This is a genomic window from Paracoccus sp. (in: a-proteobacteria) (assembly GCF_030538755.1).
In the GTDB taxonomy this organism is placed as follows: domain Bacteria; phylum Pseudomonadota; class Alphaproteobacteria; order Rhodobacterales; family Rhodobacteraceae; genus Paracoccus.
Window position 1 is genome coordinate 20144 of record NZ_JAUNTJ010000001.1, and the last position, 14086, is coordinate 34229.

General features: G+C 67.3%; 17 protein-coding genes. 12 read left to right on the forward strand and 5 right to left on the reverse strand.

Annotation, left to right across the window (positions count from 1 at the left end; genetic code table 11):
* Positions 1 to 64 precede the first annotated feature (64 nt).
* The 6 genes from Q4G14_RS00105 (at position 65) to Q4G14_RS00130 (ending at position 5124) form a co-directional block, all read left to right on the forward strand.
* Complete coding sequence (locus Q4G14_RS00105; RefSeq protein ID WP_303359897.1) at positions 65 to 1078, forward strand: ABC transporter permease; 1014 nt, start codon at positions 65 to 67, stop codon at positions 1076 to 1078.
* The gene (locus tag Q4G14_RS00110; protein WP_303359681.1) at positions 1075 to 1845 is read left to right on the forward strand and encodes an ABC transporter ATP-binding protein; all 771 of its coding nucleotides are present in this window, start codon (positions 1075 to 1077) and stop codon (positions 1843 to 1845) included. The genes Q4G14_RS00105 and Q4G14_RS00110 overlap by 4 nt, the downstream gene beginning before the upstream one ends.
* A 10-nt stretch (positions 1846 to 1855) precedes the next feature.
* Positions 1856 to 3100, forward strand: a complete 1245-nt coding sequence (locus Q4G14_RS00115; protein ID WP_303359682.1) for an MlaD family protein — start codon at positions 1856 to 1858, stop codon at positions 3098 to 3100.
* Positions 3101 to 3113: 13 nt separating this feature from the next.
* Positions 3114 to 3737 carry an ABC-type transport auxiliary lipoprotein family protein gene (locus Q4G14_RS00120; protein ID WP_303359683.1) on the forward strand — a complete coding sequence of 208 codons (624 nt, stop codon included), beginning with the start codon at positions 3114 to 3116 and terminating at the stop codon, positions 3735 to 3737.
* A gap of 179 nt (positions 3738 to 3916) precedes the next feature.
* On the forward strand, positions 3917 to 4372 hold the full coding sequence (locus tag Q4G14_RS00125; RefSeq protein ID WP_303359684.1) for a RidA family protein: 456 nt from the start codon (positions 3917 to 3919) through the stop codon (positions 4370 to 4372).
* On the forward strand, positions 4372 to 5124 hold the full coding sequence (locus tag Q4G14_RS00130) for a glycerophosphodiester phosphodiesterase family protein (RefSeq protein ID WP_303359685.1): 753 nt from the start codon (positions 4372 to 4374) through the stop codon (positions 5122 to 5124). The genes Q4G14_RS00125 and Q4G14_RS00130 overlap by 1 nt, the downstream gene beginning before the upstream one ends.
* Here the strand turns inward: Q4G14_RS00130 and mnmD are convergent.
* Positions 5112 to 5801: a tRNA (5-methylaminomethyl-2-thiouridine)(34)-methyltransferase MnmD gene (gene mnmD, locus Q4G14_RS00135; RefSeq protein ID WP_303359686.1), complete on the reverse strand. Its 690-nt coding sequence runs from the start codon at positions 5799 to 5801 to the stop codon at positions 5112 to 5114. The two genes, Q4G14_RS00130 and mnmD, sit on opposite strands and share 13 nt — an antisense overlap.
* Before the next feature lie 28 nt (positions 5802 to 5829).
* Between mnmD and Q4G14_RS00140 the strand changes: the two genes are divergently transcribed.
* The gene (locus Q4G14_RS00140; protein WP_303359687.1) at positions 5830 to 6861 is read left to right on the forward strand and encodes an FAD-binding oxidoreductase; all 1032 of its coding nucleotides are present in this window, start codon (positions 5830 to 5832) and stop codon (positions 6859 to 6861) included.
* Here the strand turns inward: Q4G14_RS00140 and Q4G14_RS00145 are convergent.
* Positions 6831 to 7346, reverse strand: a complete 516-nt coding sequence (locus Q4G14_RS00145) for an NnrU family protein (protein WP_303359688.1) — start codon at positions 7344 to 7346, stop codon at positions 6831 to 6833. The two genes, Q4G14_RS00140 and Q4G14_RS00145, sit on opposite strands and share 31 nt — an antisense overlap.
* Before the next feature lie 68 nt (positions 7347 to 7414).
* Between Q4G14_RS00145 and Q4G14_RS00150 the strand changes: the two genes are divergently transcribed.
* Together Q4G14_RS00150 and Q4G14_RS00155 are read left to right on the forward strand one after the other, a co-directional pair.
* Complete coding sequence (locus tag Q4G14_RS00150) at positions 7415 to 7978, forward strand: DUF4202 domain-containing protein (protein ID WP_303359689.1); 564 nt, start codon at positions 7415 to 7417, stop codon at positions 7976 to 7978.
* Positions 7978 to 8664 (forward strand): sirohydrochlorin chelatase, encoded by a 687-nt coding sequence (locus Q4G14_RS00155; RefSeq protein WP_303359690.1) that lies wholly within the window; start codon positions 7978 to 7980, stop codon positions 8662 to 8664. Before Q4G14_RS00150 ends, Q4G14_RS00155 begins: the two co-directional genes overlap by 1 nt.
* On the opposite strand, the gene Q4G14_RS00160 is transcribed toward Q4G14_RS00155, so the two are convergent.
* Both Q4G14_RS00160 and Q4G14_RS00165 read right to left on the reverse strand, forming a co-directional pair.
* A complete protein-coding gene (locus Q4G14_RS00160) occupies positions 8646 to 9356 on the reverse strand; it encodes a GNAT family N-acetyltransferase (protein WP_303359691.1) in 711 nt (236 codons plus the stop codon). The two genes, Q4G14_RS00155 and Q4G14_RS00160, sit on opposite strands and share 19 nt — an antisense overlap.
* Complete coding sequence (locus tag Q4G14_RS00165) at positions 9356 to 10099, reverse strand: molybdopterin-binding protein (protein WP_303359692.1); 744 nt, start codon at positions 10097 to 10099, stop codon at positions 9356 to 9358. Before Q4G14_RS00165 ends, Q4G14_RS00160 begins: the two co-directional genes overlap by 1 nt.
* Before the next feature lie 99 nt (positions 10100 to 10198).
* Here Q4G14_RS00165 and map point away from each other — a divergent pair, with 99 nt between their 5' ends.
* Entirely contained in the window at positions 10199 to 10993 is a 795-nt protein-coding gene (gene map, locus Q4G14_RS00170) for a type I methionyl aminopeptidase (RefSeq protein WP_303359693.1), read from the forward strand.
* On the opposite strand, the gene Q4G14_RS00175 is transcribed toward map, so the two are convergent.
* The gene (locus Q4G14_RS00175) at positions 10990 to 12120 is read right to left on the reverse strand and encodes a GNAT family N-acetyltransferase (protein ID WP_303359694.1); all 1131 of its coding nucleotides are present in this window, start codon (positions 12118 to 12120) and stop codon (positions 10990 to 10992) included. The two genes, map and Q4G14_RS00175, sit on opposite strands and share 4 nt — an antisense overlap.
* 423 nt (positions 12121 to 12543) lie before the next feature.
* Here Q4G14_RS00175 and Q4G14_RS00180 point away from each other — a divergent pair, with 423 nt between their 5' ends.
* A complete protein-coding gene (locus Q4G14_RS00180) occupies positions 12544 to 13140 on the forward strand; it encodes a superoxide dismutase (protein ID WP_303359695.1) in 597 nt (198 codons plus the stop codon).
* 231 nt (positions 13141 to 13371) lie between these two features.
* Positions 13372 to 14052, forward strand: coding sequence for a tetratricopeptide repeat protein (locus tag Q4G14_RS00185; protein ID WP_303359696.1), 681 nt, complete (start codon positions 13372 to 13374; stop codon positions 14050 to 14052).
* The last annotated feature ends 34 nt before the right edge of the window (positions 14053 to 14086 follow it).

The following is a 14086-nucleotide window of genomic DNA, read 5'->3' on the forward strand; positions in this document are numbered from 1 at the left end:
ACCGCAGACCGATGCGCTGGCCATGCAGGCCAGCGATGACGGGCTGCATCTGTCGGGCGCGCTGATGCTGCGCGATCTGCCGCGCCTGCCCGACCCGCCGCCCAAGGCGCTGCACCTGTCGGGCCTGACCCGGATCGACAGCGCGGGCGCATGGTATCTGGCCCGCGCCCGCCAGTCGGGTGCGCAGTTGCAGGGGCTGGGCGGCCAGCCCGCCGTCTTTCTGGACCGCATCGCCAAGGCCATCCCCGAACCCGACCCGCCCGCACCCGCCGCCCCCGGCTGGCGGCGGCTGCTGGAAAGCACCGGGCGGGCTGCGGTCGGGGCAGGGGCCTATCTGACGGAACTGGCCGAATATCTTGGCCGCTTTGCCGCCGCCCTGCTGCGCGGGCTGCGCCATCCCTCGCAATTCCGGCTGACCGCGCTGGTGTATCACTGTCAGGAAACCGGGATGCGGGCGATCCCCATCGTGGTGCTGATGGCCTTTCTGATCGGCGTCGTGCTGGGCTTTCAGGGGGCCAGCCAGTTGCGCCAGTTCGGGGCCGAGGTCTTTGTCGTCGATCTGATCGCCATTTCGATCCTGCGCGAACTGGGCATCCTGCTGACGGCGATCATCGTGGCGGGGCGCACGGCCTCGGCGCTGACGGCCTCTATCGGCTCGATGAAAATGCGCGAGGAAATCGACGCCATGCGCACGCTGGGTATGGACCCCGATCAGGTGCTGATCGTGCCGCGCGTGCTGGCGCTGATCCTGACGCTGCCGATCCTTGGGCTGATCGCCGATGTCGCCGGTCTGCTGGGCGGTGCGGTCATGTCATGGGTGGAACTGGGCGTGTCGCCGTCGATGTTCCGGGCGCGGCTGCTGGAAAACATCAGCGTGACCCATGTCATCGTCGGTCTGGTCAAGGCGCCGGTCTTTGCGCTGATTATCGGCATCATCGGCTGTCACGCCGGGATGGGCGTCGGCAAGGATACCGAATCGCTGGGGCGGATGACCTCATCCTCGGTGGTGGCGGCGATCTTTGCGGTGATCGTGGCCGATGCGCTGTTTTCGATCTTTTTCGCGCAGGTGGGCATATGACCGATAACGTCATTCAGGTCCGCGACCTGCGCACCCAGTTTGGCCGCAATGTCATCCATCAGGGCCTGAACCTCGACCTGCGCCGGGGCGAGATTCTGGGCGTGGTCGGCGGTTCGGGCACCGGCAAATCGGTGCTGCTGCGCACCATCGTCGGGCTGAAGCGGCCCGAGGGCGGCACCGTGCGCGTGCTGGGCATCGACCCGCACAACGCCCCTGCGGCGCAGCGCCGCGCCCTGGGCCAGCGGTGGGGGGTGATGTTTCAGGATGGCGCGCTGTTTTCCGCCCTGACCGTGCGCGAAAACGTGCAGGTGCCGATGGATGCGGTGCCGGGCCTGTCTGCGGCGGATCGCGATGCGCTGGCCGAACTCAAGGTCAGCATGGCGGGGCTGCCGTGGAATGCGAATGAGAAATACCCCTCGGATCTGTCAGGCGGGATGCGCAAGCGCGCCGGTCTGGCCCGCGCGCTGGCGCTGGACCCCGAGGTGGTGTTTCTGGATGAACCCACTGCCGGGCTGGACCCGATCGGGGCCGATGCTTTTGACCGGCTGATCGTATCGCTGCGCGACGCGCTGAACCTGTCGGTGTTTCTGGTCACGCATGATCTGGACACGCTGCATGTCTGTTGCGACCGGATCGCGGTTCTGGCGGAAAAGCAGGTGCTGGTCACGGGCACCATGGCGGATATGTTGCAGGTCGATCATCCTTGGGTGAAAGAATATTTCCACGGTCCCCGCGCCCGCGCGGCCATGGTGCGCGAAGACGGGTAGGAGAGGCGGGATGGAAACACGGGCGAATTACGCGCTGATCGGGGCCTTTATCCTTGCGGGTTTTCTGGGGCTGTTGGGGTTCCTGATGTGGTTCGCCAAGTTCGAGGTGGACCGCCAGTTCGATTATTACGACGTCTATTTCGCCGAGGTCACGGGCCTTGGCGTTGCCTCTCAGGTGCGGTTCGCCGGCCTGCCGGTGGGGCAGGTGGTCGATATGCGCCTGTCGCCGCAGGGCGATGGCCGCGTGCGCGTGCGGTTAGAGGTGCGGCAGGGCACGCCGGTGCGCAGCAATTCCACCGCCGCGCTGGAAATGCAGGGCGTGACCGGCGTGGCCAATATCGGCATCAGCGCGGGCAGCCCGGCGGCGGCCCTGCTGCGCGACGGGCCGGATGCGATCCCGGTCATCCCCGCCGCCCGGTCGGCCTTGCAGACTCTGGGCGAAGAAGCCCCCGAAATGGTCGCCCGCCTGAACGAGGTGACGCTGCAACTGACCCAGCTTTTGTCCGAGGAAAACCGCGGCAAGGTCGATGCGATCCTGTCCAATGTCGAACGCTCGACCGGGCATCTGGATCAGGCCATCGCCGACATCAGCTCTGCAACGCAGGTCGTGGCCGAGGTGGCCGACAGCCTGTCGGTGCTGGCCCCGCGTCTGGATACCCTGGGCGAGACGGCTGACGGCACCTTGCAGCGCGCGGACGAGGCTTTGGCCAAGTTCACCGAAACCGCCGGCAATCTGGATCAGACGCTGGCATCGGGCACCCGCGCGCTGGATACGGTTCAGGCTTATGTCGCCGGCGATCTGGGCGTGCTGACCACGCGGCTGACGCAATCGCTGGACAATCTGGACCCGGCGCTGGCCAGTGCCGCCCCCGCGCTGGACGCCGCCCGCAGCACGTTTCAGGGGGCCGACCGCATCGTGAACACCGACCTTGGCCCGGTCATCGGCGACCTGCGCGACACGCTGGCCAATCTGAACACCGCCATCGCGCAGGTGAATGCCGACCTGCCCGAATTTACCCGCCGCCTGTCCTCGGCGGCCGCATCGGCCGACAGCGCCTTCGCCAGCCTGCGCGGCACCATTGACGGCATCCGCGGCCCGGTGCAGAGCTTTGCACAGGACGGATTGCCGCAATTCGGACTGGCCGGGCGCGACATCCGTGCGCTGGCGCAAAGCATCGACCAGCTTGTGCGCTCGCTCAGCCGTAACCCGTCGCAGATCCTGTCGGGGCCGCGACAACCCGAATTCCGCCGCTGAGAAAGGTGCCCTGATGAAAGCCGTATTTGCCGCCCTGATCGCCGTTCTGACCATCCCCGGCTGCGGTGCGCTGTCCGCGCTGCAAGGCGAACCCGACCGCGACGTGTTCGACCTGCGCCCGCCGGTGGACGGAATGCGCCAGTGCAGCGCGCGCGGCCGCGCCGAACTGACGGTCGAGCCGCCGAAATCGGGCGGCGATCTGGACACCGAACGCATCATGATCCGGCCCAACCCGTTGCAGGTGCAATACCTGCCCGATGCGCGCTGGTCGGATACGGTGCCCACCATGGTGCAGACCCTGCTGGTGCGCACGCTGGGGTCTTATGACGTGTTCAGCCATGTGGGCCGCGCGCCCCTGGGCATGTCGGGCGATGTGGCGCTGCTGACCGAGATCAGCGATTTCAACGCCGTCACCGGCGAGGGCGGCACCCGCATCCTGATGCGCATCGACGCCCAGCTGGTCGAGGAAATGGGCGCGACCGTCATCGCCCGCCGCCAGTTCCGCGCCGATGTGCCCGCCACCAGCACCGCGACGGCACAACTGATCCCGGCCTTCGATGCCGCCAGCCAGCAGGTGCTGTCCGAGATCAGCACATGGGCGGTCGGCGCGGTCGGCAGGGGCGCGACCTGCCGCTGATGGCCATGGCCGCGCGCCAACACAACGCGCGGCCCTGACCGGGGCACCAGCCGCTTCCTGTTTGCCCAAATACGCACAGGACCGCGCCGACCCGCCCCCCCCCCCTCGCTGCCATGGCACACGTTGCGTTCCGGCGGGCCGCGCCCTAACCTGAGCGCGACCCAACGCACGAGGAACCCATGTCCATCACCGCCCGCCTGTCGGAACTGAACATCACCCTGCCTGCCGCGCCCGCGCCTGCGGCGAATTATGTGCCCTATGTGCAGTCGGGAAACCTGCTGTTCGTGTCGGGGCAGATCAGCGCCGGGGCCGACGGGCTGATCCTTGGCCGTCTGGGCGATACGATGGATGTGGCCGCCGGGGCGCAGGCCGCGCGAGCCTGCGGGCTGGCGCTGATCGCGCAGGCGCAGGCGGCGCTTGGTGATCTGGACCGCATCGTTCGGGTGGTGAAGCTGACCGGCTTTGTCAACTCGACCCCCGATTTCACCGACCAGCCCGAGGTGGTGAACGGCTGTTCCGATCTGATGGTCGAGGTGTTCGGCGACAAGGGCCGCCATGCCCGCGCGGCGGTCAGCGCCCCGGCCCTGCCGCGTGGTGTGGCGGTGGAAATCGAAGCGATCTTTCAGGTCGCCTGATGCCCGCCCCGCTGCCCACAGCCTTTCTGGATCGCCCCATCGCGCATCGCGGCCTGCACGGGCCGGGTGTGCCGGAAAACAGCCTTGCCGCCGCCCGTGCCGCCATCGCGGCGGGTTACGGGATTGAACTGGACATCCAGCCTTCGGCCAGCGGGCAGCCCCTGGTGTTTCACGATTACGATCTGGACCGGCTGACCGGGCAGCCGGGCTTTATCCGCGACCGCGATGGCGACGATCTGGCCGCGCTGCGCCTGACGGGCAGCGACGAACCCGTGCCGACGCTGCCCGCCTTTCTGGAACTGGTGGCGGGCCGCGTGCCCCTGCTGATCGAGATCAAGGATCAGGACATGCGCCTTGGCCCTGACATCGGGGCGCTGCATCAGGCCGTGGCGGCGGCTTTGGCGGGCTATGCCGGGCCGGTGGCGGTGATGTCGTTCAACCCGCATGTCGTCACGGGTTTTCACGCGCTGGCCCCGCAGATCGCCTGTGGCCTGACCACCTGCGGCTATACCGCCGGGGATTGGCCGATGATCGACGCCGCCCGCCGCGCGCATCTGGCCGCGATCGCCGATTTCGACGCCTCGGGCAGCGGCTTTGTGTCGCACGATCACAGCGATCTGGATAACCCCGCCGTCGCCGCGCTAAAGGCGCGCGGCGTGCCGGTGCTGTGCTGGACCATCCGCAGCAAGGCGCAGGAAACTGCTGCCCGCCGCATCGCCGATAATATCACCTTCGAAGGCTACGCCGCCTGATCCGGCCGCCCCAGCCGCCCCACGCTCATATGCCGCTTGCCCGCAAAGCCGGGGCGGCGTTCAACCGCAAAGCCGCCCGCGCTCAGCGCGCGGCGGACGTGGCCGGCGGCGGTATAGGTGGCGAATGTGCCGTCCGGCGCGGTGTGGCGGGCGACCTCGGCCATCAGGGCGTCGCCCCACATCTCGGGGTTTTTGGCGGGGGAAAAGCCGTCCAGAAACCACGCATCCGCCCGGCCATCCCATCCGGGCAGTCTGTCGCGGGCATCGCCGATGATGATCTGCGCCTGAACGCTGCCGACCTGAAACTGCCGCGCGGGCCAGCCCTGCCGCAGTTGCGCCGCCAGCGGGGCCAGTTGCGGAAAGGCCGCATGGGCGGTTTCCAGTTGCGCGGCATCCATCGGAAAGCCCTCAAAGCTGGTAAAGCGCACCGGCTGATCCGTCACCGCGGCCAGAGCCAGCAGGTTCAGCCCGGTGCCAAAGCCCAGTTCCGCCACATGAAAGCCGGGCCGCAGCCGCGCGGGCAGATCGTTGCCATCCAGAAACACATGCCGGGTTTCGGCCAGCCCGCCGGCAAGGCTGAAATACGGGTCATCAAAGCGGCGCGACACCGGCACGCCGCCCTCGCGCCAGTCCAGCGCCGGGTGGTTTGTGCCCATCGGATCGGTTACATCAGCCATCGGCGCAGCTAGGCGAAAGGGGGCCGCGATGGCAAGTGTCACCGTCATGGGCGCGGGCATTTTCGGGCTGGCCTGTGCGTGGGAACTGGTGCAGCGCGGCGCGCGGGTGCGGGTGCTGGATGCGCGCGGCGTCGGGGCAGGGGCATCGGGCGGGCAGGTGGGGGCGCTGTCGCCTCATGCGCCGGAAAACTGGAACGACAAGAAGCAGTTTCAGCTGGACAGCCTGCTGGCGGCGGATGCCTTTTGGTCGGGCGCGGCCGATGCGGGCGGGCGCGATCCGGGCTTTGCGCGGGTCGGGCGGGTGCAGCCTCTGACCGGCGATCCGGCGGCGTTGGCCCCGCGTCTTGCGGCGTCAGCAGACCGCTGGCCGCAGGCGATGCGGGTGCTGGATGCCGTGCCGCCGGGGGCCTTGGTGCCGCGCAGCGACAGCGGGCTGTGGCTGTGGGACGGCCTTTCCGGGCGCATCGCCCCGCGCGCGGCTGTGGCCTGTCTGGCGGCGGCAATCACTGCGCGCGGTGGCGTGATCGAGACCGGCGACACCCCCGGCAATATCGGCAACAACGGCCCGGTGATCTGGGCCACGGGCTGGGAATGGCTGCGTGACACCGGCACCGGCGTGGGGCAAAAGGGCCAGTCGGCGCTGTTGGCCCATGCCGCCCCCGACGCGCCGCAGGTCTATGCCGAGGGGCTGCATATCGTGCCCCACGCCGATGGCACCCTGGCCATCGGTTCCACCAGCGAGCGGGATTTCACCGACACCGCCCCCGACGAACAGGCGCTGGAGCTGGTAGCGCGGGCGCGGGTGATCTGCCCGGTGCTGGCCGATGCGCCGCTGATCGGCACCTGGGCGGGCATCCGGCCCCGCGCTGCCTCGCGCGCGCCCTTGCTGGGGGCGTGGCCGGGCCGGGCGGGGCATTTCGTCGCCAATGGCGGCTTCAAGATCGGCTTTGGCATGGCCCCCGGCGTGGCCCGCGTGATGGCCGATCTGCTGCTGGAGGGGCGCGATGCGATCCCCGAGGCATTCCGCTTTTACGGCGCGGGCGACACGCCGATCACATAGGGGTGCAGCACGAACAGCCCGGCCCAGATCGAGACCGCGATGGCGGCGCGCGCCGGGGTGAACCGCCATTGCGGCCGCCCCTGCCGCGCCATTCCGGCCAGCGCATAGGCCAGCAGCAGGCCAAAGAACAGCACATGCGCAAGGTCTCCGTTCGCGATCAGATGCGCGCCCGCCCAGATGGCAAAGCCGCGCATCAGCCCCGACAGGCCGGGCGCCAGTGCCGCCGCCAGCACCGCCAGCGGCATCGCCAGATTGACCAGCCAGCGGTGCCAGATCGCATGATCCCACAGCGGCACCACCGGCGCGCGCCCCGCCGCGACGATCAGCCAATACAGCAGCCCCAGCGACAGCAGGCTGTAGGCGATCACATAGCCGCGCCGCGACAGCGCCGCGATCAGCGCCCCGCGCAGGCCGGGCCGCGCCGGGATCACATGCGACCCCAGAAACGCTGCAAAGGCCAGAATGTATTCGCTCCATCCGCTCATCCGGGTTGAATACGGGTTGCGGGCGGCTTTGTCATTGCGGATCATTGCCGCAGCCAATGAGGATAAGCATGAGCCGACTAGAGACAGCCTTTGACGCCATCGACGCCGCCAACGCGGCCGATCCGAATCTGGATGACGGCCAGCCGGTGGAACTGCTGTATGGCCAGCGGATGACCGAACAGCAGCGCCACCTGTTCCCCGACGCGTCCGAGCCGTTGCAGATCGCCTGCCGGGGCCAGCATATCGAACGCTGGCTGCTGCCGCGCCGCGATTTTCCGATGGACCGGGCGGGCTATCTGCAATGGCGGCAGGAACAGGGTCGCCGTCATGCCGCGCGGGTGGCGGGGATCATGGCCGATGCGGGCTATGGCGCCGAGGATTGCGCGGCGGCGACCCGGATGCTGACCAAGCAGGGGATCAAGCGCGATCCGCAGGTGCAGGCGTTGGAAGACGTGGCCTGCTTTACCTTTATCCGCTGGTATCTGGGTGATTTCGCGCAAACTCAGCCCGACGACCGGATGCTGCGCATCGTGGAAAAGACCGCCCGCAAGATGTCGCCGCAGGCGCGGGCGCGGGCTTTGGACGAATTTCCCATGCCCGAGGCTTTCGCCGCCGCCTTTCGGGATGAGTGATGCGCGCGGTCATCGTGACCCATGGCCAGCCCGGCGACCCCGGCCCGCAGCAGCAGGCGGTCGAGGAACTGGCCGCAGCCATTCAGGCCCATGCGCCGGGGCTGGTCGTCGTGGGGGCGACGCTGGCGATGCCCGGCGCTTTGGCGGCGGCGGCGCGGCCGGGCTGTGTCGTCTATCCGATGTTCATGGCCGAGGGCTGGTTCACCACCCGCGAACTGCCGCGCCGTCTGGCCGGGATCGGGGCCGATGCGCGGGTGGTGCGCCCCTTTGGCCTGGAACCGGCGCTGCCCGCGCTGTGCATTGCCAAGGCCCGGCAGGCGGCGGCGGCGCAGGGATGGGCCGCGCAGGACAGCACCGTTCTGCTGTCGGCGCATGGGTCGCAGCGGGCGCGGGCGTCGGCCAATGGCGCGCGGGCCTTGGCCGCCACGATGGCACCGCATTTTGCCCGTATCGTGAATGGTTTTGTCGAGGAAGAACCCTATCTGGCCGATGCCGCGCGCGGGCTGAGCCGTGCCGTCAGCCTGCCGTTCTTTGCCACCCGTGCGGATCATGTGACCGATGATCTGCCGCAGGCGCTGGATCAGGCGGGCTTTGACGGCCCGCGCCTTGACCCCATCGGCCTTGCCCCCGAGGTGCCCGCCCTGATCGCCGCCAGCCTGCTGGCCGGTCAGTCCGCCTGCCAATAGGCATAGCCGCCCGCCGGCGCGAACCCAAGCCCGCGATACAGCGCCAGTGCCGCGCCGTTACCGGAACCCACGGCCAATGCGATGCGGCTTGCCCCCTGCTGCGTGCCCCAGATCGCCGCCTGCCGCATCATCCAGCCCGCCAGCCCCTTGCGGCGCAGGCCGGGCAGCACCTCGACCGCGTGGACCATGGCCACGCCGTCGCTGACTGCGGCAAAGGCGGCACCGGCGGCGCGATCCTCGGTCCGGCCAAGGATGGCGGTTTTCGGTTGCGGCGCGCGCTGCATGATCGCCCGCCGGGCCGGACCGATGCCGCCCGCCGACCAGATCTCGCGCTGGATGGCCATTGGCGGCCAGACCGTGAAGGTGGTGACAGAGGGGATCGCCAGCCCGGTCAGGGCGGCGACGGGGGCGGCAAGGATCAGGGTCGGCGTGTGGCGGCGCAGCCCCCGCGCCGCCAATGCCTGCGCCAAAGCCTGATCGTCGTCACCGACGCGGAATTGCGGCGGCTGATCCCAGCCTTGCTGCACCTGAATGGCGGCGGTGATGTCGTCGCCGGTCCAAGGCCCGGTTGCGCGGGCCGATCCCACGCGCCCGCCGCCGCCCATGCCCCGCCCGACGCTGAACCCGCCCGCGCGGGCATATTCCGCAGCGGGCCATGTGGCATCAAAGGCGGCGGCCAGCGCGGTGTCCATCAAAGCGCCAGCCGCTGCCGCAGCGCCGCCATTGCCTGATCGACGCGCGCGCCGTCCAGCCCGCGCACCACCAGATTGGTGCCCCAGCCGCGTTCGGCATCGTGATAGGGATAAGACCCCAGCGACAGATCGGGAAATTCAGCGGCAATCTGGCGCAGATCCTCGGCCACGTCCGATTCGCCGCGCCGCACCTCGACCGTGGCAGATTGCACCGGGCGACCGCCGGGCAGGCGCGGGATCAGCCAATCGACCATCGCGCGAAAGACCTGCGGCACCCCGGCCATCGAATGCGTGCCGCCGATGGAAAAGCCGGGCGCGGCGCTGACAGCATTGTCGATCAGCGTGGCACCCACCGGGATGCGGGCCATGCGCAGGCGGTTTTCGGTCAGGTCAAGCCCCATGCGGGCGCACCGCTCGGCCAGCAGGGCGCGGGCCTGCGGGTTGATTTCCAGCGTGGTGCCATGCGCGTCGGCCACGGCATCGGCGGTGATGTCGTCATGCGTCGGCCCGATGCCGCCGCTGGTGAACAGCAGATCCCATGCGCCGCCAAGGCTGCGGTCCAGCGCGCGGATGGCGGCGACGATGGCATCGTGATCGTCGGACACCACGCGGATTTCCCGCAGGTCAAAGCCGGTCGCGCACAGCACCTGCGCCAGATGATGGGCGTTCCCTTCGCGCGTGCGGCCCGACAGGATCTCGTCGCCGATGACCAGAATGGCGGCGGTTGGGTTATCGGACTGCATGGCGATCCTTTCGCTTGGATGCCTCATCTAGACCCGGCGGCGGGGCTGGAACAAGTGGCCTGTCGTCGCTATCTAGGCGGAATGAAAAAAGGCAGCGACATGGACGAGACCCGTATCACCCGCGAGGGTATCCGCATCCACACCCCCGATGATTTTGCCGGAATGCGCAAGGCAGGTGCCGTCGCCGCGCAGATTCTGGACGAGGTTGGCCCGATGGTTCAGCCCGGCGTCACCACCGGCGCGCTGGATGATTTCATCCGCGGGCGGGTGACGGAACTGGGCGCGACCAGCGCCACCATCGGCTATCGCGGCTATCAGCACGCCAGTTGCATCAGCGTGAACCATGTGGTCTGCCACGGCATCCCCGGCGACAAGGTGCTGTCGGACGGCGATATTCTGAACATCGACGTGACGGTGATCGTGGATGGCTGGTTTGGCGATACCAGCCGGATGTATGTGGCGGGCAAGCCCTCGGTCAAGGCGATGCGGCTGATTCAGGTCACATATGACTGCCTGATGAAAGGGATCGAGACCGTGCGCCCCGGCGCCACCTTTGGCGACATCGGCGCGGCGATCCAGAAACACGCCGAAAGTCACCGCATGTCGGTGGTGCGCGATTTCTGCGGCCACGGTCTGGGCCGGGTGTTCCACGCCCCGCCGAACGTGCTGCACTTTGGCCGCGCCGGCAAAGGCCCGGTGCTGGAGGAAGGCATGTTCTTCACCATCGAGCCGATGATTAACCTTGGCCGCCCGGAAACCAAGATTCTGGCCGATGACTGGACAGCGGTGACGCGCGACAAATCGCTGTCGGCGCAGTTCGAACATTCAATCGGGGTGACGGCGGACGGGGTGGAAATCTTTACCCCATCCGACAGGTTCTTTGACTTCGGCTAGGCCGGGTTGCCGCGCCGGAACGGGGTGAATTCCGCCATCAGGGTGATTTCCTGATCCATCGCGGCGCGTTCGCGGATCAGGTAATCGTCCAGCGCGCGGTAAAATCCGGGATCGGCGACCCAGTGCAGGCTGTGCGTCTGCGTCGGCACATAGCCGCGCGCCAGCTTGTGTTCGCCCTGCGCCCCGGCCTCGACGCGGGCCAGGCCATGTTCGATGGCCCAGTCGATCGCGCGGTGATAGCACAGTTCGAAATGCAGAAAGGGGTGGTCCTCGATGCAACCCCAATAGCGGCCAAAGATCGCATCCGGCCCGACAAAGTTCAGCGCCCCGGCAACAGGGATGCCGTCGCGTTCGGCCAGCACCAGCACGATGTCGTCGCGCATGGTGTCGTGGATCAGGTCAAAAAAGCGGCGCGTCAGATAGGGCCGGCCCCATTTGCGCCCGCCGGTGTCCTGATAAAAGGTCCAGAAGGCGTCCCAATGTTCGGGGCAGATCTCATCGCCCGTCAGGCTGCGGATGCTGCCGCCAAACGCCTGCGCGCGCTCGCGTTCCTTGCGGATCGCCTTGCGCTTGCGGCTGGACAGGTCGGCAAGGAAATCGCTGTAGGTTGCATAGCCCCGGTTCAGCCAGTGGAATTGCTGCGTGGCGCGGGGCAGGTATGCGCCGGGTTCGTCCGCCTCGGGTTTCGTGCAAAAGGTGACATGGACGCCAGATGCGCCGACATGTTCCGCCACCTGCGTCATGCCCTGCAACAATGCGGCACGGATCACCGGATCAGGAGCCAGCAGACGCGGGCCGGTGACGGGGGTAAAGGGCACCGCGCATTGCAGTTTCGGGTAATAATCGCCCCCGGCGCGTTCAAACGCCTCGGCCCAGCCATGGTCAAAGATATATTCGCCCTGACTGTGCGACTTGGCATAAAGCGGCGCCGCCCCGACGATCTGCCCGTCGCGCTCAATGGTGATATGCAGCGGCTGCCACCCCGTCCCCGCCCCGACCGAGCCGGATTGTTCCAGAGCCGCCAGAAAACGGTGCGAGGTGAACGGATTATCCCCCGCCAGCCGGTCCCAGACCTGTGCGGGGATGGCTGTAATGTCGGGATATGTGGTCAGGCTGAGTGCGCTCATGCCCGGCAAGATAGGGGCATCAGCGCAGATTGTAAGGGGGGTGGATGATCGCCGCCGCCGGTTTCGTTTGCACGGGAATCAGCCTCCGGCGGGGATATTTATCGGACCAAAGATGGCCCGGCACACACCCAGCCCCGGCGCATGTCCGGGGAGGGTGTGGCATCTTCGGTCACGGCCATCGGCGTCCCCGCCTGTTCCGTGATTCTTTTATAGCGGGCCGGGGGTTAAGATCAGGTAAAGCCGCGCCTCATCTTTGGTCCGATAAATATCCTCTGGGGGTCCGGGGGGCGAAGCGCCCCCGGCCTTTGGGCGGCACGCCAGTTTGTCCGCACCGGCGCGGAACCTGTCGCGCGCACTTGCGTTCGGTTGCAGCTTGGCCAATCATCCGGGCCGAAACGCAATCCTTTCAGAAAGGACAGGACCATGGCTTTTACCCTTCCCGATCTTCCCTACGCCCATGACGCGCTGGAAGCTGTCGGCATGTCGAAAGAAACGTTGGAATTTCACCACGACATCCACCACAAAGCCTATGTCGACAAGCTGAACGAACTGATCGCTGGCACCGAATGGGAAGGCAAGTCGCTGGAAGACATCGTGACCGGCACCTATAAAAAGGGCGAGGTCGCGCAAAGCGGGATCTTTAACAACGCCAGCCAGCACTGGAACCACACTCAGTTCTGGGAAATGATGGCCCCGGAATCCAGGATGCCGTCCGAGGTTGAAGCCGCACTGAAAGAATCGTTCGGTTCGGTCGAGGATTTCAAAAAGAAATTCACCGAAGCAGGTGTTGGACAATTCGGTTCCGGTTGGGCCTGGCTGGTCAAAAAGGCCGATGGCGGGCTGGAGATCACCAAGACCGAAAACGGCGTCAACCCGCTGTGCTTTGGCCAGACTGCGCTGCTGGGCTGCGATGTGTGGGAACATTCCTACTATATCGACTTCCGCAACAAACGCCCGGTCTATCTGCAAAATTTCCTTGAAAAGCTGGTGAACTGGGAAAACGTCGCTTCGCGCATGTAAATGATTTCGCGACGCGGTGTTCTGCGGGGCCTGTCGGGGGTGACTCTGGCGGGCCTTTTTCATTATCGTCCATGCGCTGCCACTGAATTGCGCCTGCCCCGTCCACCCCGCCGCGACGGCGCGGCCCTGCACAAATTTCCGTGCCGCGCCTGCCCGGCCCTGTGCGGCATTGGCAAACCGGGCGCCAAGCGTATAAAGACGGGCGACAGGACAAGACAGCGGAAAGACCCGATGGCCAACCAGAACGACAGTTTCATCGACGAGGTGACAGAGGAACTGCGCCGCGACCGGATGTATACGACCTTTCGTCGCTATGGCTGGATCGGGATTGCGGCGATTTTGCTGATCGTGGGCGGGGCGGCGTGGTTCGAATATCAGAAATCGCGCGAACAGGCGAATGCGCAGGCATTCGGCGATGCGGTGCTGACGGCCGAACAGGCGGCGGATCAGCCGGCGGCGCTGGCGCAGGTCGATACCGCCGGTTCTCCGCGCCGGGCGGCGCTGACCGGGCTGCTGGCGGCGGGCGTGCAGGCCGATGCCGGGCAGGATACCGCCGCCGCGGCGCAACTGGAACAGGTGGCGACCGGCTTGGGTCAGAACGACGTGGCGCTGCGCGATCTGGCACGGCTGAAACTGGTGCTGGTGCAGGGCGAGGCCATGGACCCGGCGACCCGTGACGCGCTGCTGGCCGATCTGGCCCGCCCCGGCGCTCCGTTCGAATTGCTGGCGCTGGAACAGCAGGCGGTGGCGCTGATCGGTGCAGGCCGCACCGATGATGCCGCTGTGCTGATCGGCCAGATCCAGCAGCGCGACGGGCTAAGCGAAACCTTGCGCCGCCGCCTGTCCGAGACGATGATTGCCCTGGGCGTCGAACCCGACCCGGCACAGTCCGACGCGCCGACGATGAACTGAGAACACCGGACAACCGGCCAAGAGGGACGAGGAC

Coding starts and splice junctions, on each gene's coding strand:
- Q4G14_RS00105 (WP_303359897.1), top strand. CDS start 65: ATGCTGCGCGATCTGCCGCGCCTGCCCGACCCGCCGCCCAAGGCGCTG.
- Q4G14_RS00110 (WP_303359681.1), top strand. CDS start 1,075: ATGACCGATAACGTCATTCAGGTCCGCGACCTGCGCACCCAGTTTGGC.
- Q4G14_RS00115 (WP_303359682.1), top strand. CDS start 1,856: ATGGAAACACGGGCGAATTACGCGCTGATCGGGGCCTTTATCCTTGCG.
- Q4G14_RS00120 (WP_303359683.1), top strand. CDS start 3,114: ATGAAAGCCGTATTTGCCGCCCTGATCGCCGTTCTGACCATCCCCGGC.
- Q4G14_RS00125 (WP_303359684.1), top strand. CDS start 3,917: ATGTCCATCACCGCCCGCCTGTCGGAACTGAACATCACCCTGCCTGCC.
- Q4G14_RS00130 (WP_303359685.1), top strand. CDS start 4,372: ATGCCCGCCCCGCTGCCCACAGCCTTTCTGGATCGCCCCATCGCGCAT.
- mnmD (WP_303359686.1), bottom strand. CDS start 5,801: ATGGCTGATGTAACCGATCCGATGGGCACAAACCACCCGGCGCTGGAC.
- Q4G14_RS00140 (WP_303359687.1), top strand. CDS start 5,830: ATGGCAAGTGTCACCGTCATGGGCGCGGGCATTTTCGGGCTGGCCTGT.
- Q4G14_RS00145 (WP_303359688.1), bottom strand. CDS start 7,346: ATGAGCGGATGGAGCGAATACATTCTGGCCTTTGCAGCGTTTCTGGGG.
- Q4G14_RS00150 (WP_303359689.1), top strand. CDS start 7,415: ATGAGCCGACTAGAGACAGCCTTTGACGCCATCGACGCCGCCAACGCG.
- Q4G14_RS00155 (WP_303359690.1), top strand. CDS start 7,978: ATGCGCGCGGTCATCGTGACCCATGGCCAGCCCGGCGACCCCGGCCCG.
- Q4G14_RS00160 (WP_303359691.1), bottom strand. CDS start 9,356: ATGGACACCGCGCTGGCCGCCGCCTTTGATGCCACATGGCCCGCTGCG.
- Q4G14_RS00165 (WP_303359692.1), bottom strand. CDS start 10,099: ATGCAGTCCGATAACCCAACCGCCGCCATTCTGGTCATCGGCGACGAG.
- map (WP_303359693.1), top strand. CDS start 10,199: ATGGACGAGACCCGTATCACCCGCGAGGGTATCCGCATCCACACCCCC.
- Q4G14_RS00175 (WP_303359694.1), bottom strand. CDS start 12,120: ATGAGCGCACTCAGCCTGACCACATATCCCGACATTACAGCCATCCCC.
- Q4G14_RS00180 (WP_303359695.1), top strand. CDS start 12,544: ATGGCTTTTACCCTTCCCGATCTTCCCTACGCCCATGACGCGCTGGAA.
- Q4G14_RS00185 (WP_303359696.1), top strand. CDS start 13,372: ATGGCCAACCAGAACGACAGTTTCATCGACGAGGTGACAGAGGAACTG.